The organism is Tropicimonas isoalkanivorans (assembly GCF_900112335.1).
Classification (GTDB): domain Bacteria; phylum Pseudomonadota; class Alphaproteobacteria; order Rhodobacterales; family Rhodobacteraceae; genus Tropicimonas; species Tropicimonas isoalkanivorans.
In genome coordinates this window covers 59766-83391 of record NZ_FOLG01000013.1, presented here as the reverse complement: position 1 = coordinate 83391, position 23626 = coordinate 59766, and the positions used below count along the sequence as shown (strand labels likewise).

At 65.2% G+C, this 23626-nt stretch carries 25 protein-coding genes; 18 read left to right on the top strand and 7 right to left on the bottom strand.

The genetic code is table 11. From position 1 onward, the window contains the following. The first annotated feature begins 131 nt into the window (after positions 1-131). The 4 genes from sseA (at position 132) to BM075_RS18375 (ending at position 3293) form a co-directional block, all read left to right on the top strand. Positions 132-983: a 3-mercaptopyruvate sulfurtransferase gene (gene sseA, locus BM075_RS18390; protein WP_093362159.1), complete on the top strand. Its 852-nt coding sequence runs from the start codon at positions 132-134 to the stop codon at positions 981-983. Beyond that, positions 980-1546, top strand: a complete 567-nt coding sequence (locus BM075_RS18385) for a GNAT family N-acetyltransferase (protein WP_093362158.1) — start codon at positions 980-982, stop codon at positions 1544-1546. Before sseA ends, BM075_RS18385 begins: the two co-directional genes overlap by 4 nt. Before the next feature lie 8 nt (positions 1547-1554). Then, entirely contained in the window at positions 1555-2739 is a 1185-nt protein-coding gene (locus BM075_RS18380) for an amino acid aminotransferase (protein ID WP_093362157.1), read from the top strand. 167 nt (positions 2740-2906) lie between these two features. Further along, on the top strand, positions 2907-3293 hold the full coding sequence (locus BM075_RS18375; RefSeq protein ID WP_093362156.1) for a rhodanese-like domain-containing protein: 387 nt from the start codon (positions 2907-2909) through the stop codon (positions 3291-3293). A 75-nt stretch (positions 3294-3368) separates the two neighbouring features. Here the strand turns inward: BM075_RS18375 and BM075_RS18370 are convergent, their stop codons facing one another. Both BM075_RS18370 and BM075_RS18365 read right to left on the bottom strand, forming a co-directional pair. Continuing rightward, entirely contained in the window at positions 3369-4715 is a 1347-nt protein-coding gene (locus tag BM075_RS18370; RefSeq protein WP_093362155.1) for an ammonium transporter, read from the bottom strand. Positions 4716-4748: 33 nt separating this feature from the next. Then, a complete protein-coding gene (locus BM075_RS18365) occupies positions 4749-5087 on the bottom strand; it encodes a P-II family nitrogen regulator (RefSeq protein WP_093362154.1) in 339 nt (112 codons plus the stop codon). Between the two features lie 267 nt (positions 5088-5354). Here BM075_RS18365 and BM075_RS18360 point away from each other — a divergent pair, with 267 nt between their 5' ends. Further along, a complete protein-coding gene (locus BM075_RS18360) occupies positions 5355-7586 on the top strand; it encodes a transglycosylase domain-containing protein (protein WP_093362153.1) in 2232 nt (743 codons plus the stop codon). A 191-nt stretch (positions 7587-7777) separates the two neighbouring features. Here BM075_RS18360 and BM075_RS18355 read toward each other — a convergent pair whose 3' ends face one another. Together BM075_RS18355 and BM075_RS18350 are read right to left on the bottom strand one after the other, a co-directional pair. Beyond that, the gene (locus BM075_RS18355; RefSeq protein WP_245758904.1) at positions 7778-8392 is read right to left on the bottom strand and encodes an MlaC/ttg2D family ABC transporter substrate-binding protein; all 615 of its coding nucleotides are present in this window, start codon (positions 8390-8392) and stop codon (positions 7778-7780) included. A gap of 1 nt (position 8393) precedes the next feature. After that, on the bottom strand, positions 8394-9251 hold the full coding sequence (locus tag BM075_RS18350) for an MlaA family lipoprotein (RefSeq protein ID WP_093362152.1): 858 nt from the start codon (positions 9249-9251) through the stop codon (positions 8394-8396). Between the two features lie 108 nt (positions 9252-9359). Between BM075_RS18350 and BM075_RS18345 the strand changes: the two genes are divergently transcribed. The 10 genes from BM075_RS18345 to BM075_RS18300 all read left to right on the top strand — a co-directional run bounded on the left by BM075_RS18345 (position 9360) and on the right by BM075_RS18300 (position 18309). Continuing rightward, positions 9360-11096 carry a type I secretion system permease/ATPase gene (locus tag BM075_RS18345; RefSeq protein ID WP_093362151.1) on the top strand — a complete coding sequence of 579 codons (1737 nt, stop codon included), beginning with the start codon at positions 9360-9362 and terminating at the stop codon, positions 11094-11096. An 11-nt stretch (positions 11097-11107) separates the two neighbouring features. Beyond that, positions 11108-12394, top strand: coding sequence for an HlyD family type I secretion periplasmic adaptor subunit (locus tag BM075_RS18340; protein ID WP_093362150.1), 1287 nt, complete (start codon positions 11108-11110; stop codon positions 12392-12394). A gap of 22 nt (positions 12395-12416) precedes the next feature. Beyond that, positions 12417-12881 (top strand): RidA family protein, encoded by a 465-nt coding sequence (locus BM075_RS18335; protein ID WP_093362149.1) that lies wholly within the window; start codon positions 12417-12419, stop codon positions 12879-12881. Positions 12882-12892: 11 nt separating this feature from the next. Next, a complete protein-coding gene (locus BM075_RS18330) occupies positions 12893-13648 on the top strand; it encodes a glycerophosphodiester phosphodiesterase family protein (protein WP_093362148.1) in 756 nt (251 codons plus the stop codon). Positions 13649-13700: 52 nt separating this feature from the next. Beyond that, on the top strand, positions 13701-14891 hold the full coding sequence (locus BM075_RS18325; protein ID WP_093362147.1) for a GNAT family N-acetyltransferase: 1191 nt from the start codon (positions 13701-13703) through the stop codon (positions 14889-14891). Beyond that, a complete protein-coding gene (locus BM075_RS18320; protein WP_093362146.1) occupies positions 14888-15193 on the top strand; it encodes a 4a-hydroxytetrahydrobiopterin dehydratase in 306 nt (101 codons plus the stop codon). The genes BM075_RS18325 and BM075_RS18320 overlap by 4 nt, the downstream gene beginning before the upstream one ends. 76 nt (positions 15194-15269) lie before the next feature. Next, positions 15270-16478 carry an NAD(P)/FAD-dependent oxidoreductase gene (locus BM075_RS18315; RefSeq protein ID WP_093362145.1) on the top strand — a complete coding sequence of 403 codons (1209 nt, stop codon included), beginning with the start codon at positions 15270-15272 and terminating at the stop codon, positions 16476-16478. Continuing rightward, positions 16478-17062, top strand: a complete 585-nt coding sequence (gene rsmD / locus BM075_RS18310; RefSeq protein ID WP_093362144.1) for a 16S rRNA (guanine(966)-N(2))-methyltransferase RsmD — start codon at positions 16478-16480, stop codon at positions 17060-17062. The genes BM075_RS18315 and rsmD overlap by 1 nt, the downstream gene beginning before the upstream one ends. A 121-nt stretch (positions 17063-17183) precedes the next feature. Then, positions 17184-17675: a PepSY domain-containing protein gene (locus BM075_RS18305; RefSeq protein WP_093362143.1), complete on the top strand. Its 492-nt coding sequence runs from the start codon at positions 17184-17186 to the stop codon at positions 17673-17675. A 97-nt stretch (positions 17676-17772) separates the two neighbouring features. Next, positions 17773-18309 (top strand): helix-turn-helix transcriptional regulator, encoded by a 537-nt coding sequence (locus BM075_RS18300; protein WP_093362142.1) that lies wholly within the window; start codon positions 17773-17775, stop codon positions 18307-18309. Here BM075_RS18300 and map read toward each other — a convergent pair. Further along, positions 18303-19109, bottom strand: a complete 807-nt coding sequence (gene map, locus BM075_RS18295; protein WP_093362141.1) for a type I methionyl aminopeptidase — start codon at positions 19107-19109, stop codon at positions 18303-18305. The genes BM075_RS18300 and map overlap by 7 nt on opposite strands. 74 nt (positions 19110-19183) lie before the next feature. Beyond that, the gene (sfsA, locus tag BM075_RS18290; RefSeq protein WP_093362140.1) at positions 19184-19903 is read right to left on the bottom strand and encodes a DNA/RNA nuclease SfsA; all 720 of its coding nucleotides are present in this window, start codon (positions 19901-19903) and stop codon (positions 19184-19186) included. Positions 19904-19951: 48 nt separating this feature from the next. On the opposite strand from sfsA, the gene BM075_RS18285 reads away from it, so the two are divergent. The 3 genes from BM075_RS18285 (at position 19952) to BM075_RS18275 (ending at position 22419) form a co-directional block, all read left to right on the top strand. Continuing rightward, positions 19952-20683: a competence/damage-inducible protein A gene (locus tag BM075_RS18285; protein WP_093362139.1), complete on the top strand. Its 732-nt coding sequence runs from the start codon at positions 19952-19954 to the stop codon at positions 20681-20683. Beyond that, positions 20680-21393 (top strand): GNAT family N-acetyltransferase, encoded by a 714-nt coding sequence (locus BM075_RS18280; RefSeq protein WP_093362138.1) that lies wholly within the window; start codon positions 20680-20682, stop codon positions 21391-21393. Before BM075_RS18285 ends, BM075_RS18280 begins: the two co-directional genes overlap by 4 nt. A 195-nt stretch (positions 21394-21588) precedes the next feature. Further along, a complete protein-coding gene (locus BM075_RS18275) occupies positions 21589-22419 on the top strand; it encodes an OmpA family protein (RefSeq protein ID WP_245758903.1) in 831 nt (276 codons plus the stop codon). Positions 22420-22481: 62 nt separating this feature from the next. On the opposite strand, the gene BM075_RS18270 is transcribed toward BM075_RS18275, so the two are convergent. After that, positions 22482-23387, bottom strand: coding sequence for a LysR family transcriptional regulator (locus BM075_RS18270; RefSeq protein WP_093362137.1), 906 nt, complete (start codon positions 23385-23387; stop codon positions 22482-22484). Positions 23388-23626 lie beyond the last annotated feature (239 nt).

The following is a 23626-nucleotide window of genomic DNA, read 5'->3' as shown; positions in this document are numbered from 1 at the left end:
GGCGCCGTCAACCCGGTGTGATCCCTGCCGCGCCATGAGCGACCCGCATGACGCCCCGACTCGGCTTGCGCTTGCGTCCCGGCCCCGCCGACGGTAGCCCTGTCAGACGGCAGGTTTGCATGGAGGAGCGGATGTACGAGGACGATCCAAGAACTCTCGTCAGCACGGACTGGCTGGCGTCGCATTTGAACGATCCGGACCTGCGGATTCTCGATGCGTCCTTGTACCTTCCCAACATGAACCGCGATGCGCGCGCGGAATACGATGCGGGCCACATTCCAGGGGCGCGGTTCTTCGACATCGAGGATGTCAGCGACCAGCGCTCCGAGATACCGCACATGATGCCGCCCTCGGAGAAATTCATCAGCCGGGTCCGCAAACTGGGCGTGGGCGACGGCCACCAGATTGTCGTGTACGACGGGATGGGGCTTTTTTCCGCACCCCGCGTCTGGTGGATGTTCCGGCACATGGGTCATTTCGACGTGGCGGTGCTCGATGGCGGCTTTCCCAAGTGGAAGGCCGAGGACCGGCAAGTGGAAGACATGCCGCCGGTGATGCGGGACCGGCACATCACCGTGCGGCGGCAGGCGCAGATGGTGAAGGACGTGACCCAGGTGGCGAGTGCCGTGAAGCTCGGGGACTGGCAGATCGTTGACGCCCGCTCCCCCGGACGGTTCCGTGGCGAGGAGCCCGAGCCGCGACCCGGGTTGCGCTCCGGCCATATCCCGGGCTCTCACAATGTGCATTGGGCGAGCCTTGTGAACGACGACGGCACGGTGAAGTCACCTGACGAGCTGCGCAGCCTGTTCGCTCATGCCGGGGTGGACCTTGACCGCCCTGTCATCACGAGCTGCGGCTCCGGTGTGACCGCCGCCGCCGTGACCCTTGCGCTGACGCTTCTCGGCCATACGCAGAACGCGGTTTACGACGGGTCCTGGGCGGAGTGGGGGATGTATCCCGATTTGAAGGTCGAGACCGGATGAGCGTGATCCCCGTCGGCACCGAGATCCCTTATACGGTCACCTGGTTGGAGATGACCGAGCGGCCGAGCTATTCCTGGCCGCATCAGCCAGCCGGTGCGCCGGCGTCGCTGCTAAAAGCGGAGGAGCCGCCCAACTGGTTCTTCCTGTCTCTCTACGAGGCCGTGGGGCGGGAGTACGCTTGGGAGGACATGCACTATCGCTCCGAGGAGGATCTGGCTGCATGGCTGGCGCGTCCGGGGAGGTCGCTGCATACGCTGATGCGGCGCGGCTGGCCGCATGGTTTCTTCATGCTGGACAACACCACGCCTGAGGTCTGCGACATCACCTATTTCGGTCTTGTCCCGCAGGCCGTGGGCCGCGGTCTGGGCCGGTTCCTTTTGGAAACTGCCGTGTTGACCGGCTGGTCCTTGCCGGATGTCCGGAAGCTGACCGTGAACACCTGCACGCTGGATCACCCCCGGGCGCTCGGCACCTATCAGCGATGTGGGTTCGTTCCCGTTCGCCGCACCGAGCACACCCGGGTGCTGAAACGCCCGCTGGACAGCCGCCGCATTCCCGACTGAGGCGAAACATGTTCGAACATCACCGTGCGCCGGCCCCGGACCCGATCCTGCGGGTCATGCAGGAGTTCGCCGAAGACCCGCGCCCCGACAAGGTCGACCTTGGGGTTGGCGTCTATCGTACGGCGGACGGGAGAACGCCTGTAATGCGCGCGGTGAAGGCGGCGGAACGGCGCGTGCTCGAGACCCAGCAGACCAAAGGCTATGTCGCGCTGGCGGGGGACCCGGCCTTTCACGCGGCTCTGGGCGGGCTTGTTCTGGGTCAGGCCGTCGCGCCGGACCGGCTGGCGGCGCTGGCAACCCCCGGCGGAACCGGGGCGGTCCGGCAGGCATTCGAGCTGATCCGCACAGCTAAGCCTGACGCGACCGTCTGGACATCGGCGCCCACCTGGCCAAACCACGGGGCCATACTGGACACGCTGGGGATGCCGCGGCGGAGCTACAGGTACTACAGCCCGGACACCAGCGAGCTGGACCGGGACGGCCTTTTCCAGGATCTCGCCTCCGTGGGGGCCGGCGACGTCGTGTTGCTGCACGGCTGTTGTCATAACCCCACCGGCGCCGACCTGTCGCTGGCCGACTGGCAGGCGATCGGCCGGACCCTGTCCCAACGCGGTGTGCTGCCGATGGTGGACTTGGCCTATCAGGGCTTTGCAACCGGGATCGAGACGGACGTCGCCGGGCTCCGTCTTTTGTGCTCCATGGTGCCCGAGGTGCTCGTCACGGTTTCCGCGTCGAAAACCTTTGGCCTCTATCGCGACCGGGTCGGGTTGCTGCTCGCCATCTGCGGCACGCCGGGTGCGGCCCGGGCAGTGCAGGGGTCGCTCGCCTGGATCAATCGCCAGTCCTATGCCTTCCCCCCAGATCATGGCGCGCGGGTCGTCACGGAGATCCTCAGCGACGCTGACCTTCGCGCGGATTGGGAGGCGGAACTAATGGGGATGCGGTACCGGATTCGGGCGATGCGGCACGCGCTTGCCGATGCCTTGCGCCGGGAGACCAACACGGATCGGTTCGACTGGTTGAGAGCCCAGAACGGCCTGTTTTCCCGCCTCCCGGCCACGGCTGACCAAGTCGAAGCCCTGCGCCGGGAGCACGCGATCTACATGGTTGGCGATGGGCGGATCAACCTTGCCGGCCTTACACCCGACACGGCCGATCGTACCGCACGCGCCATCGCGTCAGCCTTGAGCTGACGCACCGAGGCCTCTCCGACCCTCTGGCGCCGATTATTGGCCGATGGGCGTCGCATGGCGGCTGTGGCTATTGGTGTATCTGCGAAGCATCTTACTGTTGACGTTCCTCCGGCGCAGGCTCACACCTCGGCGAACGACCATCCCTGCAACTTGTCGGAGCCCCCTCAATGGAGATCGAAAAGACGTCCGAAGGCGACCTGGAGACATGGACCGTGGCCGAGGTCGCGAAAGCCTTCCGCGCCGGTGAGATTGCCCTGATCGACGTGCGTACCATCCAGGAGTACGCCTTCGAGCATATCCGCGGCGCGTTGCTGCTTCCCATGCCATTCTTCGAACCCGAGCGCCTGCCGTCCCAGGCTGGCAAACGGATCGTCTTTCACTGCGGCTCGGGAAAGCGCTCTGAACGGGTTGCCCGCGCTGCGCTGAAGGCGGGGTTTGCTCCGGTCGCGCATATGGGCGGCGGCTTCGGCGCGTGGAAGGCGGAGGGTGAGGCCTACATGGGCACCGACATGGCGACCGGCAATTCGGTCCGTGTCCCGGGGAAGAACGGCTGAGCTAACCCCACCACATGAAAAAGCCCCGGGCGCGCTAGCGTCCGGGGCCAGGTGCGGCTGATAGGAAGGAGGAGATCAGCCTTTCGCGAATTCGGGGTACGCTTCCATCCCGAGCTCTGCCATGTCGAGGCCGGTGATCTCATCCTCTTCCGGCACGCGGATGCCCATGACGGCTTTCAGGATGAACCAGATCACGAGCGAGACGACGAAGACGAACACACCGACGATGATGATCGACATCAGCTGACCGAAGAAGGTCGCATCCGGGTTCGTCAGGGTCACGGCAAGGGTGCCCCAGATACCGCAGACGAGGTGCACCGGGATTGCGCCGACGACGTCGTCGATCTTCATCTTGTCCAGCGCCGGCACGGCGAAGACGATCAGCACACCGCCCACGGCACCGATCAGCGTGGCTGCGCCCAGCGACGGAAACAGCGGCTCTGCGGTGATCGAGACCAGCCCGGCCAGCGCACCGTTGAGCACCATCGTGAGATCGACCTTGCCGTACATCACCTGGGTCATGATGAGCGCTGCGATGGCGCCCCCGGCCGCGGCCGTGTTGGTGTTGGCCATGATCCGCGAGATGTCGGCCACGTTGCCGGCGGTGTCCATGTAGAGCTGAGAACCGCCGTTGAAGCCGAACCAGCCGAGCCACAGGATGAACGTGCCGAGCGTGGCGAGGGCCAGGTTGGAGCCCGGATAGGGGTTCACGCGGCCGTCCTTGTACTTGCCAAGCCGCGGACCGAGAACCAGGGCACCGGCGAGTGCCGCCCAGCCGCCGACCGAGTGCACGACGGTCGAGCCAGCGAAGTCGAGGAAGCCGTAATCGGCGTCAAGGAAACCACCGCCCCATTTCCAGGACGCCTGGATCGGGTAGATGAGGCCGGTCAGGATGACGGTGAAGATGAGGAACGGCCAGAGCTTGATCCGCTCGGCCAGCGTGCCGGAGACGATAGAGGCCGTCGTGGCGCAGAACATCAGCTGGAAAAAGAAGTCCGACCCAACGGAGGCATAGGTCAGGTCCGTCTCGGTGTCGGCGAGGCCTACGGGCTCAAGCGACGTGATGGAGAAGGCGCCGAGCATGTTGGGGATGGTCCAGCCGTCGCCCGGATACATCAGGTTGTAGCCGATCAGGTAATACATGATCGCGGCGATGGCGAAGAGCGCGACGTTCTTCGTGAGCTGCATGGTCACATTCTTCTGACGAACGAGACCCGCTTCGAGCATCGAGAAGCCCGCGCCCATCCACATCACCAGAAAGCCGGTGACGAGGAACATGAACGTCGTCATGATGTAGCCGATTTCTTCCATCGGCGGCGTGGTGTCGGCAACAGCTTCGGCCGCCTCGGCGGCTTCCTGAGCCATTCCCAGCGACGGCAGGGCGATAAGCGCTACCAGCGGGAGGAACTTGGTGAATTTCATATTGCGTCTATCCCTTTAACTCGTCCGTCGCGTTCAAAGCGCGTCGTCGTTGATCTCGCCGGTTCGGACACGCACCGCCTGGTTCACGTCGAGGACGAAGATCTTGCCATCGCCGATCTTGTCGGTTTTCGCCGTCTTCTGGATCGTGTCGACGACCTGGTCGGCCATGGCAGCGTTGACCACGATCTCCAATTTGACCTTGGGCACGAAGTTCACGGCGTATTCCGCGCCGCGATAGATTTCGGTGTGACCGGACTGCGACCCGAAGCCCTTGATTTCGGTCACCATCATGCCGCGAACACCGATGGCGGTGAGCGCTTCGCGCACCTCCTCCAGCTTGAACGGCTTGATTGCTGCAATGATGAGTTTCAAAGTGCTCCCCTTCCTCTTGGCCGGGGAGGAGGGCCCCGGCAGGTGTACGAAAGGAAACAGCCGCCGGATTGTTGGAGACTCAAGGAATCGGAGGCTGTTTGGGTAGGCGGAATCGGCCTTATTTGCACAATCTTTGCACAAATACCGTTGCGTGCCTAAATGTTGGGCGCCAGTAAGATTGTCCTCGGCGGCTTCTGCTCTCCCAATCCCGAGGCAATCAGGGTATCAAGACAAAAAATCCGAGCAGTAAATGGTCCGGAGGCTCCCATGGGCTCCAAAGGCGGAAAACGCCCGGTCTTGAGGGCCGACAAGCGTCAGACAACGGCAAAGCGTCGTGAAAAGGCAGCGAAGGCGCCCGCCAAAAGCGCGCCCGCGAACAAGCGCAAGGCATCGCCGAGAACTTCGCGCCGAGGTGGTAGTGGCGGCGGCCGTGGACGTGGCCCAATCGCCTGGATTCGCAGGCTTTTCGGCTTCATCGTGGGCTTGCTCTGGAGCCTGACCTGGCGCGTGTCGGTGGGCGTCGGGCTCGTTCTGGCCGTGGCTGTCCTCTATTTCTACTCCCAGCTCCCGCCCGCCACCGAGCTTATCGACGGTCGCACCCGCGGCTCCGTCACCCTGCTGGACCGCGATAACCAGGTGTTTGCCTGGCGGGGCGAACAATTCGATTCGATCACCGAGATCCACCAGGTCTCGGACAACGTGAAGAACGCCGTGGTTGCGACGGAGGACCGGCGATTCTACCGCCATTTCGGCATTAGCCCTCGCGGCGTTGCCTCGGCGGTGAAGATCAACTTGAGCGAGGGCCGCAGCGCCTTGTCGGGCCACGGTGGCTCCACCCTGACACAACAGACGGCAAAGCTGCTGTGTCTCGGGGTGCCCTACGACTCCGACACGTGGGAGACGGAGGCCGCCTACGAGGATGACTGCCGCCGCACAACGATCTGGCGGAAGGTCAAGGAAGCCATCTTCGCGATGGCGATGGAATTGAAGTACACCAAGGACGAGATCCTGGTGATCTACCTCAACCGGGCCTATCTCGGCGCGTCCGCGCGCGGGTTCGAAGCCGCCTCGCAGCGGTATTTCGGCATCCCCGCCGCGCAGCTCAATCCCGCGCAGGGAGCGATGCTGGCCGGCCTGCTTAAGGCGCCCACCCGATACGCCCCCACGAGCAACCTCGCGCGCGCGCAGGACCGGGCCGATACCGTCATCAAGCTGATGTACGACCAGGGCTACATAACCGCGGCGGAGCGCGACGACGCATGGGCGCACCCCGCAACCCTGAGCGAAGCTGCGAAGTCCAACACCGGCGGCTACTTCGCCGACTGGGTCATGGACACCGGCCCTAATTTCCTGACCCGAGACACAACGGAGGATGTGATCCTCTACACCACGCTCGATCAGCGCATTCAGGCCGCGGCCGAGGGGGCGATGAGAGACGTGTTCGAGGCCAAGCTGAAAGAGGGCTCCGAGGCGCAGGCGGCGATCGTCGTGATGTCGGCGGACGGCGCGGTGCGCGCGATGGTCGGTGGGCGGGAAACGCAGGTCTCTGGCGCTTTCAACCGCGCCACCATGGCCCGGCGCCAGACTGGCTCGTCGTTCAAGCCCTTTGTCTATGCCGCCGCGCTGGATCTCGGCTATACCCCGCTCGCGACCGTTGTGGACGAGCCCTATTGCATCGACGTGCCGGGCTCAGGTGAGTATTGCCCCAAGAACTACAGCCGCAACTTCCACGGCCGCGTTACCCTTGTCGATGCGTTGAAAGACAGCCTGAACGTGCCAGCGGTCAAGGTCGCCGAAGCGGTCGGGCTGGAGAACGTCCGCAAGATCGCGAGCGATTTCGGCATCGACAACGAATTGGCCGTCGGACCGGCGCTGGCGCTCGGCGCATCGGAATCGACCCTGGTGGAAATGTCGGGCGCCTACGCCGGCATCCTGAACGGCGGACGGTCCGTCCACCCCTATGGCCTGCGCGAGCTGCGCATTCAGGGGGATGACTCGCCGCTCATGGGTCAGGAGGGCGGTTTCGGCGAGCGGGTCATTTCCGACCAGGCGGCGCGTTATCTCGTCTACATGATGAGCCAGGTGATCGATGCCGGCACTGGCCAGCGGGCGAAATTGGGTGACCGGCCTGCGGCGGGCAAAACCGGTACGACCCAGGCCGCGCGGGACGCATGGTTCATCGGCTTCACCGCAGATTACGTGACCGGCGTCTGGATGGGCTACGACGACAATACGCCACTTACCGGCGTGACGGGGGGCGGGCTGCCTGCGGAGATCTGGCAAGAGGCGATGCTTCGAATCCACGACGGACTGCCGGTGACCCAGCTCCCCATGGCGCTGCCGTCTGCCGCTGACCTCCAAACCGCCGAGGCCCCCCGCTACGAGGGCAACACCAACAGCGCCAGAAGCAATGGCACGGAACAACGTCGGCGCGGGTCGGACAACCTCGCCGAGCGTGTTCTTCAGGATGTCCTGAATCTGTTCGGTCGCGGGAATTGACCGCGGCCTTAGAGTGGCCGAAAGCCGTCCGACGTTATTCCGGAGGCAAGCGTTCAGTCGCGGAGAAACAGCCCTGCCGCTTCTTGTTGGCAAAATACCCAAATTCCGACGGAACCGCAAAACCGCCGGCGGGGAGAACGAGACACCTGAGCGGCAGCGTCCATCCAACTCCGTACCGGCGCCCTTTCGGGTCAGCTCATCGACTGCAAATCCCGGGTCAGGGCGTCGATATTTCCACCGCGACGATCGAGCATCGATCCGATTTCCGTCCGCTCGGTAAGAAGCATGTTCACCCCCTCGATGAAGAGGTTGAAAAACTTGCTCTTGCCGGAGCGGTCGGAGACGAGGAACGTCACCGCAAACGGGTCCTCGCCGCGCAGGTGGGCGGTTGTGCTCACCTCGACGAAGCTCTTCACGGGTTTCGCGCCGGTCACTTCCAGGCGCCCGCCAATGAACTCGCGGAACCGCTTGCCGTACTTCCGCGAGATGTAGCCGGTGAACGCCTTCGTATAAGCGTTCAACTGTGCCCGGCTTGCGGAACGGGCGGCCGAGCCGAGCGAATACTGGGCGATCGTCGGTACGTCGGCGTAGCGCAGGAAGATCTTCTCGAACTCGCGGTACATCGCGCTTTCGGACTTGCCTGAAGCGATCACCTTGTTGATGTCGTTGACTAGGGCATTCACCAGTCCCTGCGCGTCCGCCGTGCTCATCGCGTGGGCCTTGCTCGCAGGAAGAACAGCCAGAGCCACACCGCCCAGCAGCAGGCCAAGCACCGTGCGGCGGGAGATGTCATTCGATGTCGTCACATTAGTCACCATAGATATCCTCGTAGGGATCGATGTAGTCCTGTTCGGCGACCTCTCCACGTGTCAGTTCGAAGCGCCGGTTCTGCAGGTAGATCAGCCGCGACTGGGCGTAGCTGTCTGCCGACTCGTACAGCAGGGAATCCACCGTGTCGGAGTAGCGGAACCGGTCCGTGGCCTCGCCGGCCCAGGTAAATCCGTTTGCGGCCAGGTTCTGCGGCCATGGGAAGATATACCACAGGGGATTGCCCACGAAGTCCACCGCCATGCCCACGGTATCACGTTGTGTTGAGGGCCCGATGACAGGCAGTTCCTGGTAGGCACCCTGCGGCACGCCCCAGACGTGGAGCGTCTCGCCGAAATCGGTGTCGATCTCGGGCAGTCCGGCAGCGCGCGCCACGTCCATCAGTCCGAATATCCCGACCGTCGAGTTGATACCCAGCCGCAATGTGTTGTGCGCGGCGTCACCGGGCCGGGCTTGGAGCAGGCTGTTTGCGATCCGGCGCGGGTTGTCGAGGTTTGCCCCGAAATTTGCCAGCGCAATCAATGCGGGGCTCACCTCCGGTGGCGGAGCGTCCGAATCGGATGGCGCGGAGAGCGCCATCTCGTCGTCGGCGGAGGCGGATGGCGAACTCTCGCCGACATCGCTTTTGTCGCCGCTGCCAAAGACCCCTTCGTCAAGCCGCTTGTTGAATTCGTGGATCTTTCTATTGTTGGCCTCGTTGGGGTCGTCGATCCCGTCCGGGATGGGCGCAGGGCCACAGGCCGACAGCAACGCGAGCCCCGCCAACAAAGCGATTGCGTTGACCGGTCGGCGGCAATATCCCCTCGCGAATAGCGGTGAGGTCAATAAATGCTTCATCTCAATTTGCCGTCCGATCCTCGCCCGACATGCCGGGCCAATGCCGATGCAACCTAGCGGCGGGGACCGGGGCTGACAACCGGCCGAAACCAAGGAGAGCGTCAAACGATGCGCGCAGCCGAGAACAGAGCGGGGCGGATGGAATTGCAGGCAGCCCGGGCGAAGAGCCGTTCGCTTTTCGGGGCCGCCTTCGTCTTTTCCATCTTCGTGAACATTCTGATGCTGACCGGGCCGCTCTACATGCTGCAGGTCTATGACAGGGTTCTGGGTTCGCGGTCCGAGGAGACGCTGCTGGCGCTCTCGATTCTCGTCGGGTTCCTGTATCTGATGATGGGTCTGCTGGACTACGCCCGCGGCCGGGTGATGGCGCGGGTCGGCGCCCGGTTCCAGACCATGCTCGACAGCCGCGTTTTCTCCGCCATCCTGCGCAGTGAAACCGGCCGTCCCGGCGCGCAGGCGGCGCAGACCGGCCTGCGGGACCTGGAGGTCGTGCAGCGGTTTCTGTCGTCCCCCGCGCTTTTGGCGTTCTTCGACATGCCGTGGACGCCGCTGTTCCTGCTTGCCATCTTCGTCTTCCATACGTGGCTCGGCGTGCTTGCCATCGCCGGCGGCGTGACGCTGGTGTCCGTGACACTGCTCAACCAGTGGCTCACGCGCCAACCGGCGCTGGAAGCGGCGCATATGAACCAGCGGGCGGAGCGCATGTCCGACCAGATGCGCGACGAGGCCGAAGCCATCGAGGCCCTCGGGATGCGCGGGTCGACGTTCGACCGCTGGAAGCAGACCCGCGGCGGCGCGGTGGAGATGCAACTGGCCGCCTCTGACAGGGCCGGCGCCTTCACCTCCGCCACCAAATCGCTGCGGCTTTTCCTGCAGTCGGCCATGCTCGGCCTCGGTGCCTATCTCGTGCTGCAGGGCGAACTGTCCTCCGGTGCGATGATCGCGGGCTCGATCCTGCTCGGCCGGGCCCTGGCGCCTGTGGAGCTGGCCATCGGCCAGTGGGAACTGATCCAGCGCGCCTCGCGCGGCTGGCAGAACCTGTCTCAATTGCTGTCCGACGTGCCGCCTGAGATCCAGCGCACGCCCCTGCCCAAGCCCGCCGCGCGGCTGGAGGGTCAGCAGGTGACCGTGGTCCCGCCGGGAGAGCATCAGGCGTCGCTCCGGATGGTCAGCTTCAACCTGCCGCCGGGCAAGGCGCTCGGCGTGATCGGTCCGTCCGGCTCCGGCAAGACGACGCTGGCGCGCGCGATCATCGGCGTATGGCGCTGCGCGGGCGGCAAAATCCGCCTCGATGGCGCGGCGCTAGACCAGTACGACCCGGACGTCCTGGGCGAGCACATCGGCTACCTGCCGCAGCGGGTGACACTGTTCGACGGCACCATCGCCGAGAACATCGCGCGCCTGTCCACCCAGCCGGACCCCAAACTGGTGGTGGATGCCGCGCGGAAGGCCGACGCCCACGAGATGATCCTCCGCCTGCCAAAGGGTTACGATACGCCTCTTATCGCGGCCTCCAGCCGCCTGTCTGGCGGTCAGATCCAGCGCATCGGTCTGGCGCGGGCGCTGTACGGCGATCCCGTGATCCTGGTGCTCGACGAGCCGAACTCGAACCTCGACAACGAGGGCTCGGAGGCGCTCAACAGCGCGATCCGGCAGATGAAGGCCGAGCAGAAATCGGTGATCATCATGGCGCACCGTCCTGCCGCAATTCAGGAATGCGACCTCCTTCTGGTGCTCGACGGTGGTGTGCGGCGCGCCTTTGGGCCGCGGGATGAAGTGCTGCAGGAGGTCGTGCAGAACGCGGCCCAGATCCAGAGCTCCAAGGGACACGGAGGTGTATCGTGAGCGACAGGAACATGCCCTCGGCGCGGACGCCGCTATTTATCGGCGTGATATCCCTGCTGCTGTTGGTTGGGGGCTTCGGCACTTGGTCCGTGGTGACGAATATCGCCGGGGCGATCGTGGCCCACGGCCAGCTCGAAGTGGAGCAGAGCCGGCAGGTCGTGCAGCATCTCGACGGCGGGATCGTCGATGAGGTGCTGGTCGAGGAAGGCGACCTAGTGGAAGCCGGCGAGGTTCTGATCCGTCTGGACCCGACCGACGTTCAGTCCGAGCTTTCCATCGTGGAGGGCCAGCTCCACGAACTCATGGCGCGGGCGAGCCGGATGGCGGCCGAGCGCGATGGCCAGGACAAGCTCACCTTCCCCGAAGAACTGTTGCAAGCCGCCGCCGATGACAGCGAGGTGGCGGAATTGCTGGACGGACAGCAGCGGCTGTTCGAGGCGCGCGCTGCGTCCATGGAGAAGGAGGCGGAGCAGCTTGCGCGCCGCCGCGAGCAAAATGAGTCGCAGATCGTCGGTATCGACGCTCAGAGCGAGGCATTGAACGAGCAACTTGCCTTGATCGACAAGGAACTCACGGACCAGCAGTCGCTGCTCGACCGGGGCCTGGCGCAGGCCGCTCGCGTCCTCGCCTTGCAACGGGAGCGGGCCAGCCTGTCAGGCACGATCGGCGAGCTGACAGCCAGCCGGGCCGAAGCCCTCGGCCGTTCGACCGAGATCGATATCGAGATCCTCAAGCTGGAGACCAGCCGCCGCGAGGAGGCGATCAGCCGCCTGCGCGACCTGCAGTACAATCTGCTGGAGCTGAAGGAACGTCAGCACAGCCTGCGTGCGCAACTCGCCCGGATGGACATCACCGCCCCCGTTGCGGGCATCGTCTATGGCATGACGGTGAACACGCCGCGCTCGGTGGTCCGTCCGGCCGACCCGGTGGCTTATATCGTGCCTCAGGACAGGCCGCTGGTCATCGCGACGCAGATCGAGCCGATTCACGTGGACGAGGTCCATGTGGGGCAGGACGTGATCCTGCGCTTTTCGGCCTTCGCCTCCCGCACGACACCGGAGATGAACGGGCGTGTGGCCAAGGTCTCGGCCGACGCGTTCCGGGACGAGCGGACCATGCGCTCCTACTACCGCGCGGAAATCGAGTTGAACGAGGGGGAGATCGAGAAGCTGGAAGGCCGCGAGATCATCCCGGGGATGCCGGTGGAAGCCTATATCCGCACGGTGGACCGCTCTCCCATGGCCTATCTGCTCAAGCCCTTCACCGATTACTTCAACAAGGCGTTCCGCGAAACCTGACGCCGCCCAGAGGAGCCGACCTATGCCCGGTGCCATCGAATCTCGTCTCGCGCAGCTTGGCGTGACCCTTCCCGACGCGCCGACGCCGGCTGCGAACTACGTGCCTTACATCCGCGTTGGCGGAATGGTCCACGTGTCCGGCCAGATCAGCAGCGCGCCCGATGGCATCATCACCGGCAAGCTGGGCGCCGACATGGATGTCGAGGCTGGTGCGGCGGCGGCACGGTCCTGCGCCATCGCGCTACTGGCGCAGTGCAAGGCGGCCTGCGGCGGGGATATCGACCGGCTGCAACGCGTGGTGAAGCTCACGGGCTTCGTCAACTCCACCGGCGATTTCACCGACCAGCCGAAGGTGATCAACGGGGCATCCGACTTCCTGGTGGAAGTCCTTGGCGATGCCGGGCGCCACGCCCGCTCCGCGGTCTCGGCGGCGTCCCTGCCGTTCGGCGTGGCGGTGGAGATCGAAGCGATTTTCCTCGTCGCCTGACGGTCGCAGCCATGTCCCTCCCCGCGTCCTTCCTTGATCGCCCGATTGCCCACAGGGCCCTTCACGACTTAACCGACGGTCGCCCAGAGAATTCCCGGGCTGCCGTTCGGGCCGCCATCGAAGGCAACTACGGCATCGAGGTCGACCTGCAACTGACGTCTGACGGTCAGGCCGTGGTGTTCCACGACGAGGATCTGGCGCGTCTGACCGGGCAGGCGGGGATGGTGAGAGGGCGGACGGCTGCGGAGCTGTCGCGAATTCCGCTGCTCGGCGGGGACGAGGGTATCCCAACCTTTCGCGAGATTCTCGACCTGGTCGGCGGCCGGGTCCCCCTGCTGGTGGAAATCAAGGATCAGGACGGCGCGCTCGGCCCCGACGTCGGACCGTTGGAGGCTGCGGCGGCTGAGGTGTCGAAGGGATATGCTGGGCCCCTGGCCTTCATGTCGTTCAATCCCCATTCGATGATCGGGCTTGGACGCATTGCGCCCGAGACGGTGCGCGGCCTGACGACCTGCGGTTTCTTTGACGAGGATTGGCCGGACGTCCCCGGCGCTCGCCGGGAGCGGCTGGCGGATATCGCCGATCTGGACGCTGCCGGTGGCTGCTTCATCAGCCATCACGCCACAGACCTGGACAGGCCGGCCGTGCGCAACCTGCGGTCGCGCGGCGTGCCGGTCCTGTGCTGGACGATACGGTCGCCGGAGGAAGAGGCGGCGGCGCGGCTGAACGCCGATAATGTGACCTTCGAGGGGTATCTGGCGGCTTGAACCCCGGCCGACCTGCGCCAACTGTTAGGGTGCGAGCAACCAGAAGGCTTTCATGACAGAGGCGCAAACCGCCATCGAGATCCAGGTTCTTCCGAGCCTCGGCGAGATATCGGCCGCCGAGTGGGACGCCTGTGCCTGCCCCGAAGCCGCCGACGGCTTTCGCCCGAACGATCCGTTCACGACGTATCGTTTCTTGAAGGCGCTAGAAGACAGTGGGTCGGTCGGCCGGGGCACGGGGTGGTTGCCGTCCTACCTCGTCGCCCGCTTCAGCGGCCAGATCATCGCCTGCGCCCCGCTCTACGCCAAGCACCACAGCCAGGGCGAGTACGTCTTCGACCACTCCTGGGCCCATGCCTACGAGAATGCCGGCGGCGCTTATTACCCCAAGTTCCAGATCGCCGTCCCCTTCACGCCTGCCACCGGCCGCCGGTTCCTGATCCGGCCGGGGTTCGAGCAGATCGGTATGGGTGCGCTGGTGCGGGGGGCGGTGCAACTGGCCGCGAACAACGAAGTCTCCTCGCTGCATGCCACCTTCTGCACGCCGAGCGAGGCCGCAGACGGCGAGAAGATGGGACTGATGCACCGCATCGGTCAGCAGTTTCACTGGGAAAACGCCGGGTACGAGACTTTCGACGGCTTTCTCGCGGCGCTCTCCTCCCGCAAACGCAAGAACATCCGCAAAGAGCGTGCGACCGCACAGGCGTTCGGAGGAGACATCAGGTCGCTAACCGGGGACGAAATCGAGCCGCACCATTGGGATGACGTCTGGGCGTTCTACCAGGACACCGGCAGCCGAAAGTGGGGCCGGCCGTACCTGACGCGGGCCTTCTTCGACATTGCCCACGAGACGCTGCGCGACGACATCCTGCTGGTGCTGGCCGAGCGGGAGGGGGGCAACGTGGCCGGCGCCATGAACTTCATCGGGCGGCGGGCGCTTTATGGCCGCTACTGGGGCGCGCTGGACCGCCACCCCTGTCTGCATTTCGAATTATGCTACTATCAGGCCATTGACTACGCGATTGCGCACGGCCTGGAAACGGTGGAGGCGGGGGCGCAGGGCGAGCACAAGCTGGCGCGCGGCTACCTCCCTGTGACGACCCATTCGCTGCACTGGATCGCCGATCCGGGCTTTGCCCGTGCGGTGCGCGAGTTTCTTGAGGCAGAGGCGCGGGTTGTGGACGAGGAGATGGAATTCCTCACCACGTACGGCCCGTTCCGGAAATCCGGGGAGGATCACGATTGACCGAAGACACCATTGACCGCGAGGCCCTTGCGGCACTTCAGGCATCTGGCTGGGCGTTGGAGGAAGGCGGCAAGGCCATCCGCAAGACCTTCGAATTCAAGAACTTCATCGCGGCTTTCGGCTGGATGACCCGCGTTGCCATGCACGCCGAGAAGATGAACCACCATCCCGAATGGTCCAACGTCTACAAGACCGTGTCAGTGCGCTTGACGACGCATGATGCGGGCGGCCTGACCAACCGGGATATCAAGCTGGCGCGTCGGATGAATGCGCTGGCCGGGCCGCGCGATCGGGACGGCTGACGCCCCCACCGATTGCCATTTGCCACCCGACAAGCGTAGGTATCGGCCGGAGCGGAACCGGCCGGTGGAGGAAGTCATGTCAGGCATTGTCGTGGTTGGCGCGGGTCAGGCCGGGGCGGCACTTGTGGCAAAGCTGCGTGCCGAGGGCTTCGCCGGACCGTTGACGCTAATCGGCGAGGAGCCTGTTCCCCCCTACCAGCGGCCTCCCCTGTCCAAGAAATATCTGTTGAAGGAGATGGACCTCGAACGGCTTTTCCTTCGGCCTGAGAGCTTCTACGCCGAGAACGGGATCACCCTGAAAACGGACTGCCGGGTGGACGCCATTGACCCGACCGAGCGCGTGGTTTGGACTGGCGGACAAGCGCTGCACTACGACCAACTCGCGCTGACCACCGGCTCGGTGCCGCGTCCCCTGCCGGCGGCTGTGGGCGGCGACCTCGCGGGCGTGCACGTGGTGCGAACCCTGCGGGACGTCGACCGGATGGAGCCGGACCTTAAGCCCGGGGCCCGGGCGCTCGTGGTGGGCGGCGGGTACATCGGCCTGGAGGCTGCGGCGGTGGCGTGCAAGCTGGGAGTGCAGGTGACGCTGGTTGAAATGGCGGGCCGCATCCTGAACCGGGTGGCCGCGCCGGAGACGTCCGATTACTTCCGAAATCTCCATCGCGCCCATGGGGTGGACCTGCGCGAGGGCGTCGGGCTGGAGCGGCTCACCGGAACCGGCCGGGTCAGCGGCGCGCGCTTGACCGACGGGACGGACCTGCCGGTGGACGTGGTGATCGTCGGCATCGGAATCGCGCCTGCGACGGATCTTGCGGAGGCCGCCGGGCTGAGGCTCGACAATGGGATCGCGGTCGATGCACAGGGGCGCACCTCCGACCCGCAGATCTGGGCGGCGGGCGACTGCGCCTCCTTTCCCTGGCGCGGGAGACGCATCCGGCTCGAAAGTGTGCAGAACGCTATCGACCAGGCGGAACTGGTCGCGGGCAACATGCTCGGCGCGGACGTGCTCTATGACCCGAAGGTGTGGTTCTGGTCCGACCAGTACGACGTAAAGCTGCAGATCGCGGGGCTGAATACCGGCTACGACACTGTGGTCGTTCGGCCGGGGGGACGGGAGAGTTCCGTCTCGCACTGGTACTATGCCGAGGGCGCCCTGCTGGCAGTCGATTCCATGAACGACCCGCGGGCGTACATGGTCGGCAAGCGCCTGATCGACGCCGGGCAGACGGCGGACCCGGCCGCCGTGGCCGATCCGAATACCGATCTGAAAGCGCTTCTGGCCTGATGCGGATCGTCGGCGGGAAAAATCGCGGGCTGGCTCTGGCGGCAATTGGCAAGGGAGACCCCGCCGCCCATTTGCGCCCTACGTCGGACCGCGTGCGCGAGAGCCTGTTCAACTTGCTGGCCCACGCACACGACGATCCGGTTTTAGGTGCACGCGTGCTGGACTTGTTTGCGGGCACCGGTGCACTCGGGCTGGAAGCCCTGTCTCGCGGCGCGACGCAGGTGACGTTTGTCGACGATGGTGGCAAGGCGCGGGCGTTGCTGAGGGACAATATCGAACGAATGCACGCCCAGGGGGTCACGAAGGTGTTCCGCCGCGACGCGACCCGTCTGGGAGCGGTGCGCGGCGCAGCCTTCGACCTGGTTTTCCTAGATCCCCCCTACGGCAAGGGGCTGGGCGCGCGGGCGCTCGCCGCTGCGGCGTCGGGTGGCTGGCTGACGCCGGGGGCGCTCGTCGTCTGGGAGGAAAACGCGCCACAGGATGCGCCGCCCGGTTTCTCGATGCTGGACCGGCGCGCGTATGGGGACACCCACGTCACCATCCTGCGGGCGCCAGAGCCGGATGGCGCCACCGGGCCGGCGTAAGCACGCGCTTATGCGGGGCGCTTTAAACTCCTGTCGGATGGCCCCGGCGGCGCTGAAGGTCCATCTGCCAGAGAGCGCGGGCAGGTCGCCCGGGCCAGTTTTGGCATGGAAGGAAGCCCTGATGTTTCGCACCCTCGCGTTCGCCCTCGCCCTCGGCGGGACCTCCGCTCTGGCCCAGGCGCCGGAGCCCGGCACGTTGGTTGGTCATTCCCTCGCCGATGTCAGCGCCGCCCTGGAAGCTGAGGGATACAGCCTGTCGGACATTCTCAAGCGGCAGTCCGTGCTTCGCGTGACTGCCCTCCGCGACGGTGAGCGCCACGAGTTCCGGATCGCGATGAACAGCGGAAAGGTCCTCTCGCACAAGGTCCTGCCATTGCGGACAACCGCTTCCTCGGTCGCACCTCGACCGGTGAGGACGCATCCGCCGGCGGTTGCGCCAGACTCACAGGAGGTCAGCCTTAAGGACATGCTCGCGCGGGAAGGCTACGACCTGCTGCGGTCCGAACGGGAGGGCGGCACGATAGAAGCCTACGCCCGGCGAGATGGCCGGGTGTGGGAACTCCATATCGACGCCGCTTCCGGCCGAATTCTGAACGCCGACGTGGAAGACTGACGCACAGCGCCCGGCTTCCCGCGACCGAGCGGGGGTTGCCACACGCGCGCCGCAGGCTCATTTTCGGAACGATCCGAAAGAGCGGGAGCCGGGCGAGATGAAGGTGCCTCACCCCTTGGCGCGCCACGGGGAGCGGACGCCGGCCGAACGCCGGCGGGTCGTGGTCCTCACCTGCGTCGTAACCGTGCAGGTTCTGGCCTGCGTGTTCTTCGTTGCGGACGTTCTGACGGATTTTCGCCGGATCGGGGTGAATGCGCATACCAACTACGAGGCCGTGGTTGCTCTCGCTCTGCTTCTGGGCACCGGGTTTGGCGTCCATGAAATTCGCCGCACGCTGCGACGAAATCGCGAGGCGGAGCGTGCGCTGTCCATCGCCTCCGGCGCATTTTCGGAGGTCGTGGAGGGCCGGTTTACGGATTGGGGACTGACGGCCGCGGAATCCGAGGTGGCGCTCTTTGTCCTGAAGGGCCTCCAGACCTCGGAGATCGCCGCGCTTCGAGGCTCGGCTGAAGGCACGGTGCGGGCTCAACTGGCGCGCATCTATGCGAAGTCCGGTAGCCAGAACCGGGCGCAGTTCGTCTCCCAATTCGTGGAGGATCTGCTGGCGGAACCGGTCGTCGGTACGGCTCAGTAGGTCGGGTGGAACTTGCCCGCGGGGGAAAGGGTAAAGATCTCGCACCCGTTCGCCGTCACCCCGATGGAATGCTCGAACTGCGCGGAGAGCGACTTGTCGCGGGTTACGGCCGTCCAGTCGTCCGCGAGCACTTTCGTCTCAGGCCGGCCGAGGTTCACCATCGGCTCGATGGTGAAGAACATGCCTTCCTCCAGGATCGGACCCGTGCCAGGGCGGCCATAGTGCAGCACGTTGGGCGGGGCGTGGAACACCCGGCCGAGGCCATGGCCACAGAAATCGCGCACCACGCTCATCCGGTGCGCCTCGACGAAGGTCTGGATGGCGTGGCCGATGTCGCCGAACGTGTTTCCCGGGCGCACCATTTCGATGCCCTTCATGAGAGAGTCGTGGGTCACCTCCATCAACCGCTCGGCCTTGCGGGAAGGTTTGCCGGCCACGTACATGCGACTGGTGTCCCCGTACCAGCCATCGACGATGACCGTGACGTCGATGTTCAGGATGTCACCGTCATGAAGTTTCTTGCTGCCCGGAATGCCGTGGCAGACGACGTGGTTTACGCTGATGCAGGTTGCGTGCTGATACCCCTTGTAGCCGATGGTTGCCGACGTCGCTCCGGCCTCCTCCACCATGGACTGAACGGCCTGGTCGATCTCGGCGGTGGTCTGGCCTGGATAGACGAGCGGCGCTGCCCGGTCGAGAATATCCGCAGCGAGGCGGCCGGCTGCGTGCATGCCGGCGAAATCCGCCGCTTCGTACAGGCGGATGCCGTCCTTCGTTAAGCGTGTTCGGGTGTCGTCCACGAGGTTCTCTTCGACTTGGTTCGCGATCTGGACGGGAACATAAGCCCCTCGTGCAGGAATTGCCAGAACGCCCCTCAGGCTTGTGGCGAGGGATCCACAGGCAGGGGCGGGCCGATCGAAACCCCGCCCGGGCCGATGGAGGTGCCGTGGCAGATCATCTCCACACCCGCTGCCCGCGCAGCGTCGAAGGCGGCAGCATAGCCGGGGTCCAGGTCGCTCGCCATGCGCAGCCGCGCGCAGTCCGTCCGCTGCACCAGATAGAGCATCACCGCACGCGCCCCCTGTGCTGCCATCTCCGACAGGTCCTCCAGGTGGCGCGCGCCGCGTGTGGTCACGCAGTCGGGAAATTCCGCCCAGTCGTCCGCGCGCCGCAGGTGCACGTTCTTCACCTCCACCCAAGCGTCCGGCAGGCCCGCACCGCTCAGCAAGAAATCCACCCGGCTCGCTCTTCCGTACCGCACCTCAGGCCGAACGGTCGTGTACTCCGCCAGCGTTGGCACCGCGCGCGCCAGCAGAGCCTCCTTCACGACGCGATTCGGCACGGAGGTGTCGATGCCCGCCCAGTGCCCGTCCGGCAGTTCGGTGAGTCTCCAGCCGTAGTTCAGTTTCTTCCGTGGGTCGGTGTTCGGCTCCAGCCAGATCCGGATGTCCGGCTCCTTCAGCCCAAGCATGGCTCCCGGATTGGGACAGTGGACGACGACTTCTTCGCCGCTCTCCTCGAGGACGGCATCGGCGAGAAACCGTTTGTACCGGCGGATCAGCCGGGCGGGAACGAGTGGGGTTTGAAAGCGCATGAACCGGGCCTATACCGCTCCTTGGGCCCGGACAACAGGAGTGAGACGATGAGCAATCCAACGGCGGCCATGCTGGTGATCGGTGACGAGATCCTTTCCGGGCGCACCCGCGATTCCAACATGCACCACCTGGCGGGCGAGTTGACCAAGCGCGGAATCCGCCTGACGGAGGTGCGTGTGGTCCCCGACGATCGGAAGGCGATCATCGACGCCGTCCGGGCGCTGTCGGAGGCCTGCGATTGGGTTTTCACGTCGGGCGGGATCGGGCCGACGCATGACGACATCACCGCCGACTGCATTGCCGAGGCGTTCGGCGTGCCGCTCGATGTCCGGGAGGATGCCCGCGCCTTGCTAGCCGCCCACGCGAGCGCCCGCGGCAACGAGCTGAACGAGGCACGCCTGCGCATGGCCCGCATCCCCGAAGGCGCGACGCTCATCGACAACCCGATCAGCGCCGCCCCCGGTTTCACCCTGAACAACGTTCACGTCATGGCGGGTGTGCCGACGATCTTCGAGGCGATGGTGGCCGGCGTGCTGCCGACCCTTGCTGGGGGGACGCCTTTGCTGTCCCAGTCGCTCACGATTCGCCGCCCGGAGGGGGAGGTGGCGGCGCCGTTGCGGACGCTGGCCGAAGAGTTCGCCGATCTGTCAGTCGGCTCCTACCCTTTCGTGCGGGATGGGGCCTACGGCACCAACATCGTCATTCGCGGTACGGATGCATCTCGGGTCGATGCCGCGATGACCCGCCTCGCCGCGATGTTCCCCGAGGCGACTGCGTGACGCCTCCCGCTTCGTCTGCCCTTTTTTCCGCGCTGGACGCGACCTGGCCCGCGGCGAGCATCGCCGAAGTGCCGGGCTGGTGTGTGCGAGAGGGGAAAGGCGGCGGGAGCCGGGTGTCTGCGGCCACGGCCAAGGTGGGATCGGCGGATATTGCGGAGATGGAGCGGGCGCACACTGCATTCGGCCAGCGTCCGTTGGTTATGGTCCGCTATGGAGAGGACGCGCTCGATGCTCGGCTGGCGGCCGCGGGCTACCGCGTGAAAGATCCCGTCATCGCTCTGGCGTGCCCCGTTGCGGTGCTGGCCGAGGCACCGCCGCCGGTCACCGCCTACCATGTCGCCTGGCCTCCCGTGCAGATCCAGGTGGAGATATGGGAGCAGGGAGGGATCGGGCCTGCCCGGCTTGCGGTGATGGACCGGGTCGTTGGGCCGCGTATCGCGCTGTTGGGCCGTAGTGGAGACCGCCCGGCCGGCACCGCCTTCGCCGCAATCCATGGCAATATCGCGATGGTTCACGCGCTGGAGGTCAGGCGGGACATGCGCCGGAAGGGTGCCGCGCGACACATCATGCAGGCGGCCGCACTCTGGGCGCAAACGCAGGGCGCGACGTGGCTGGCCGTTCTCGTGACGCGTGAGAACGCCCCGGCGAAGGCGCTTTACGCTTCGTTGGGCCTCGGAGCTGTGGAAGAGTACCACTACCGCGAACTATAGACGGCCACCAAGCGTATACAGGACATGAAAAAACACCCCCGAGCACCCCGGCCACGCGCCGCAAGGCCGGGTGGCCTTTGTGCGCTGCTACCGCTCGCCGTGAGCCTCTGGCCGACAGTAGCGGGCGCGGTTGCGCTCGAATTGCCATCTGGCGCCCGCCAGACCGCTTCGGAGTCCGAGCCGGTTGGTCGGGTGATGTTACCGGTTTCCGCCTGGCGCGACGGCGACCTCGAGACGGTGGCGGCGGAGGGGGCGGTTGATCGCACGGCCTGGCAGATCCAATCGGCCGATCTCACCACGATGCAGCTTCTGGCGCCGCTGAGCGCGCAGCTTCTGGATGCGGGGTTCGACGTACTGTTCGAATGCGAGGCCCGCGCCTGTGGCGGGTTCGATTTTCGCTATGCCATGCACGTGCTACCGGAGCCCGCGATGCACGTGGACCTGGGCGACTATCGCTACGCGGCCTTTCGGCATCCGGGGGATGTGGAGGACTACGTGAGCCTGCTGGTCAGCCGCTCCGCAAACCGGGGGTTCGTGCAGATCACACAGGTTGCTCCGACGGGCAGTGCTGAGACTGCGACCGCCACGCCGGGGGAGACGTCCAAAGCGGATACGCCCCTCCGCGTGCCCCCCGCGGCACCCACCACCGGGGGCGTGGTCGCCGCATTGCGGTCCCGGGGGCACACCGTCTTGAGCGACCTCACATTCGGCAGCGGTGCGTCGACCCTGGGCGAAGGTCCGTTCGCATCGCTGGAGGCGCTTGCGGCGTGGTTGCGTGAGAACCCCGACACCCGGATCGCCCTCGTTGGTCACACCGATGCAACCGGCGCGCTGGCGGGCAACATCGCGCTCTCCAAAAAACGGGCCCAAGCCGTCCGGGAGCGGCTCGTCACGGCCTACGGACTGGATGGTGGCAAGATTAGCGCGGAAGGCGTCGGCTATCTCGCGCCGCTGGCCAACAACGCCACCGACGCGGGGCGGAGGTCGAACCGCCGGGTCGAAGCGGTGCTGCTCGAAGGCGGCTGACCCCCAAAGAAAAAAGGCCGGAGCGTGTCACTCCGGCCCTCAAGGTACACAGGGGGAATGTCTTACCAGATGTTCTGGCCCTTCTCGGCAAAGCTGCGCACGAGGAAATCAATGAAGGCGCGGACCTTCGGCTGGGTGAAGCGGCCCGGGGGATAGACGGCATAGATGCCGAGAGGGTCGATCGGCAGATCGGGGATCGCTTCCTCGACCAGCCCCTGCTTCAGCGCGTCGGCATAAAGAAAGCTCGGCAGATACGCGATGCCGAGCCCGGAGATGGCCGCATTCAGAAGCGACTGGCCATCGTTCACCGTCAGCCAACCGGCGGTGCGCACCTGGCGCTTCTCGCCCGATGGCGCGGTCAGCTTCCAGACATTACCGGAGGATTGGTTGGAATAATGCAGCAGCTTGTGCTCATTCAGATCGTCGATCTTTTGCGGGCGGCCGAACTTCTGGAAATAGGACGGGCTCGCGATCATCCGCTTGGACGTTTCCGTCAGCTTGCGGGCGCGGAGCGTGCTGTCCTCCAGCTCGCCGATCCGAATCGCCATGTCGAACCCTTCGCTGATGAGTTCCACGTAGCGGTTGTTCAGCACCATGTTGACCGTGATGTCGGGAAATTCCTGCAGGAATTCGCCGAGGATCGGCGACAGATGATTCACACCGAAATCGGTCGCTACCGAAATGCGCAGAAGGCCGGATGGCGCAGACTGCATGGAGGTGACCAGGGCATCCGCCTCTCCGGCGTCGTTCAGCACCCTGCGAGCGCGGTCGTAATAAGCCAGTCCGATCTCCGTCGGCGAGACCCGCCGCGTTGTCCGGTTTAGAAGGCGCGCGCCAAGCCGCGCTTCCAACGATGAGACGTGCTTGGAAACGGCCGACTTGGAAATGCCCATCTTCTTGGCGGCGTCCGTGAAACCGCCCTGGTCCACGACCGTGGCAAAGGCTTCCATTTCTGTCAGACGATCCATGACGGTCCTCACTCTTCGACTTGCCGCAGGAGGTATCGTCTCGAATTCCGGCAAGACTACGGCGATCAGCCGACAATGTCGGGATTTTCTCCGGCATCGTTGTGACCACGGAAACACTTGCACATTGCTCATTTCCGTCAACTCCCCAGAAATGGGAGCTAATCCGGGTGCTGGCCTGTGACAGAAACGAAATTCGGGCGGTCCGGCGGGCAGTTTGGCCACGGATTGGAAACGCACTT

Excerpts from the sequence above, each read along its gene's own strand:
- sseA (WP_093362159.1), top strand. The coding sequence starts at position 132 with ATGTACGAGGACGATCCAAGAACTCTCGTCAGCACGGACTGGCTGGCG.
- BM075_RS18385 (WP_093362158.1), top strand. The coding sequence starts at position 980 with ATGAGCGTGATCCCCGTCGGCACCGAGATCCCTTATACGGTCACCTGG.
- BM075_RS18380 (WP_093362157.1), top strand. The coding sequence starts at position 1,555 with ATGTTCGAACATCACCGTGCGCCGGCCCCGGACCCGATCCTGCGGGTC.
- BM075_RS18375 (WP_093362156.1), top strand. The coding sequence starts at position 2,907 with ATGGAGATCGAAAAGACGTCCGAAGGCGACCTGGAGACATGGACCGTG.
- BM075_RS18370 (WP_093362155.1), bottom strand. The coding sequence starts at position 4,715 with ATGAAATTCACCAAGTTCCTCCCGCTGGTAGCGCTTATCGCCCTGCCG.
- BM075_RS18360 (WP_093362153.1), top strand. The coding sequence starts at position 5,355 with ATGGGCTCCAAAGGCGGAAAACGCCCGGTCTTGAGGGCCGACAAGCGT.
- BM075_RS18350 (WP_093362152.1), bottom strand. The coding sequence starts at position 9,251 with ATGAAGCATTTATTGACCTCACCGCTATTCGCGAGGGGATATTGCCGC.
- BM075_RS18345 (WP_093362151.1), top strand. The coding sequence starts at position 9,360 with ATGCGCGCAGCCGAGAACAGAGCGGGGCGGATGGAATTGCAGGCAGCC.
- BM075_RS18340 (WP_093362150.1), top strand. The coding sequence starts at position 11,108 with ATGCCCTCGGCGCGGACGCCGCTATTTATCGGCGTGATATCCCTGCTG.
- BM075_RS18335 (WP_093362149.1), top strand. The coding sequence starts at position 12,417 with ATGCCCGGTGCCATCGAATCTCGTCTCGCGCAGCTTGGCGTGACCCTT.
- BM075_RS18330 (WP_093362148.1), top strand. The coding sequence starts at position 12,893 with ATGTCCCTCCCCGCGTCCTTCCTTGATCGCCCGATTGCCCACAGGGCC.
- BM075_RS18325 (WP_093362147.1), top strand. The coding sequence starts at position 13,701 with ATGACAGAGGCGCAAACCGCCATCGAGATCCAGGTTCTTCCGAGCCTC.
- BM075_RS18315 (WP_093362145.1), top strand. The coding sequence starts at position 15,270 with ATGTCAGGCATTGTCGTGGTTGGCGCGGGTCAGGCCGGGGCGGCACTT.
- rsmD (WP_093362144.1), top strand. The coding sequence starts at position 16,478 with ATGCGGATCGTCGGCGGGAAAAATCGCGGGCTGGCTCTGGCGGCAATT.
- BM075_RS18305 (WP_093362143.1), top strand. The coding sequence starts at position 17,184 with ATGTTTCGCACCCTCGCGTTCGCCCTCGCCCTCGGCGGGACCTCCGCT.
- BM075_RS18300 (WP_093362142.1), top strand. The coding sequence starts at position 17,773 with ATGAAGGTGCCTCACCCCTTGGCGCGCCACGGGGAGCGGACGCCGGCC.
- sfsA (WP_093362140.1), bottom strand. The coding sequence starts at position 19,903 with ATGCGCTTTCAAACCCCACTCGTTCCCGCCCGGCTGATCCGCCGGTAC.
- BM075_RS18285 (WP_093362139.1), top strand. The coding sequence starts at position 19,952 with ATGAGCAATCCAACGGCGGCCATGCTGGTGATCGGTGACGAGATCCTT.
- BM075_RS18275 (WP_245758903.1), top strand. The coding sequence starts at position 21,589 with ATGTTACCGGTTTCCGCCTGGCGCGACGGCGACCTCGAGACGGTGGCG.
- BM075_RS18270 (WP_093362137.1), bottom strand. The coding sequence starts at position 23,387 with ATGGATCGTCTGACAGAAATGGAAGCCTTTGCCACGGTCGTGGACCAG.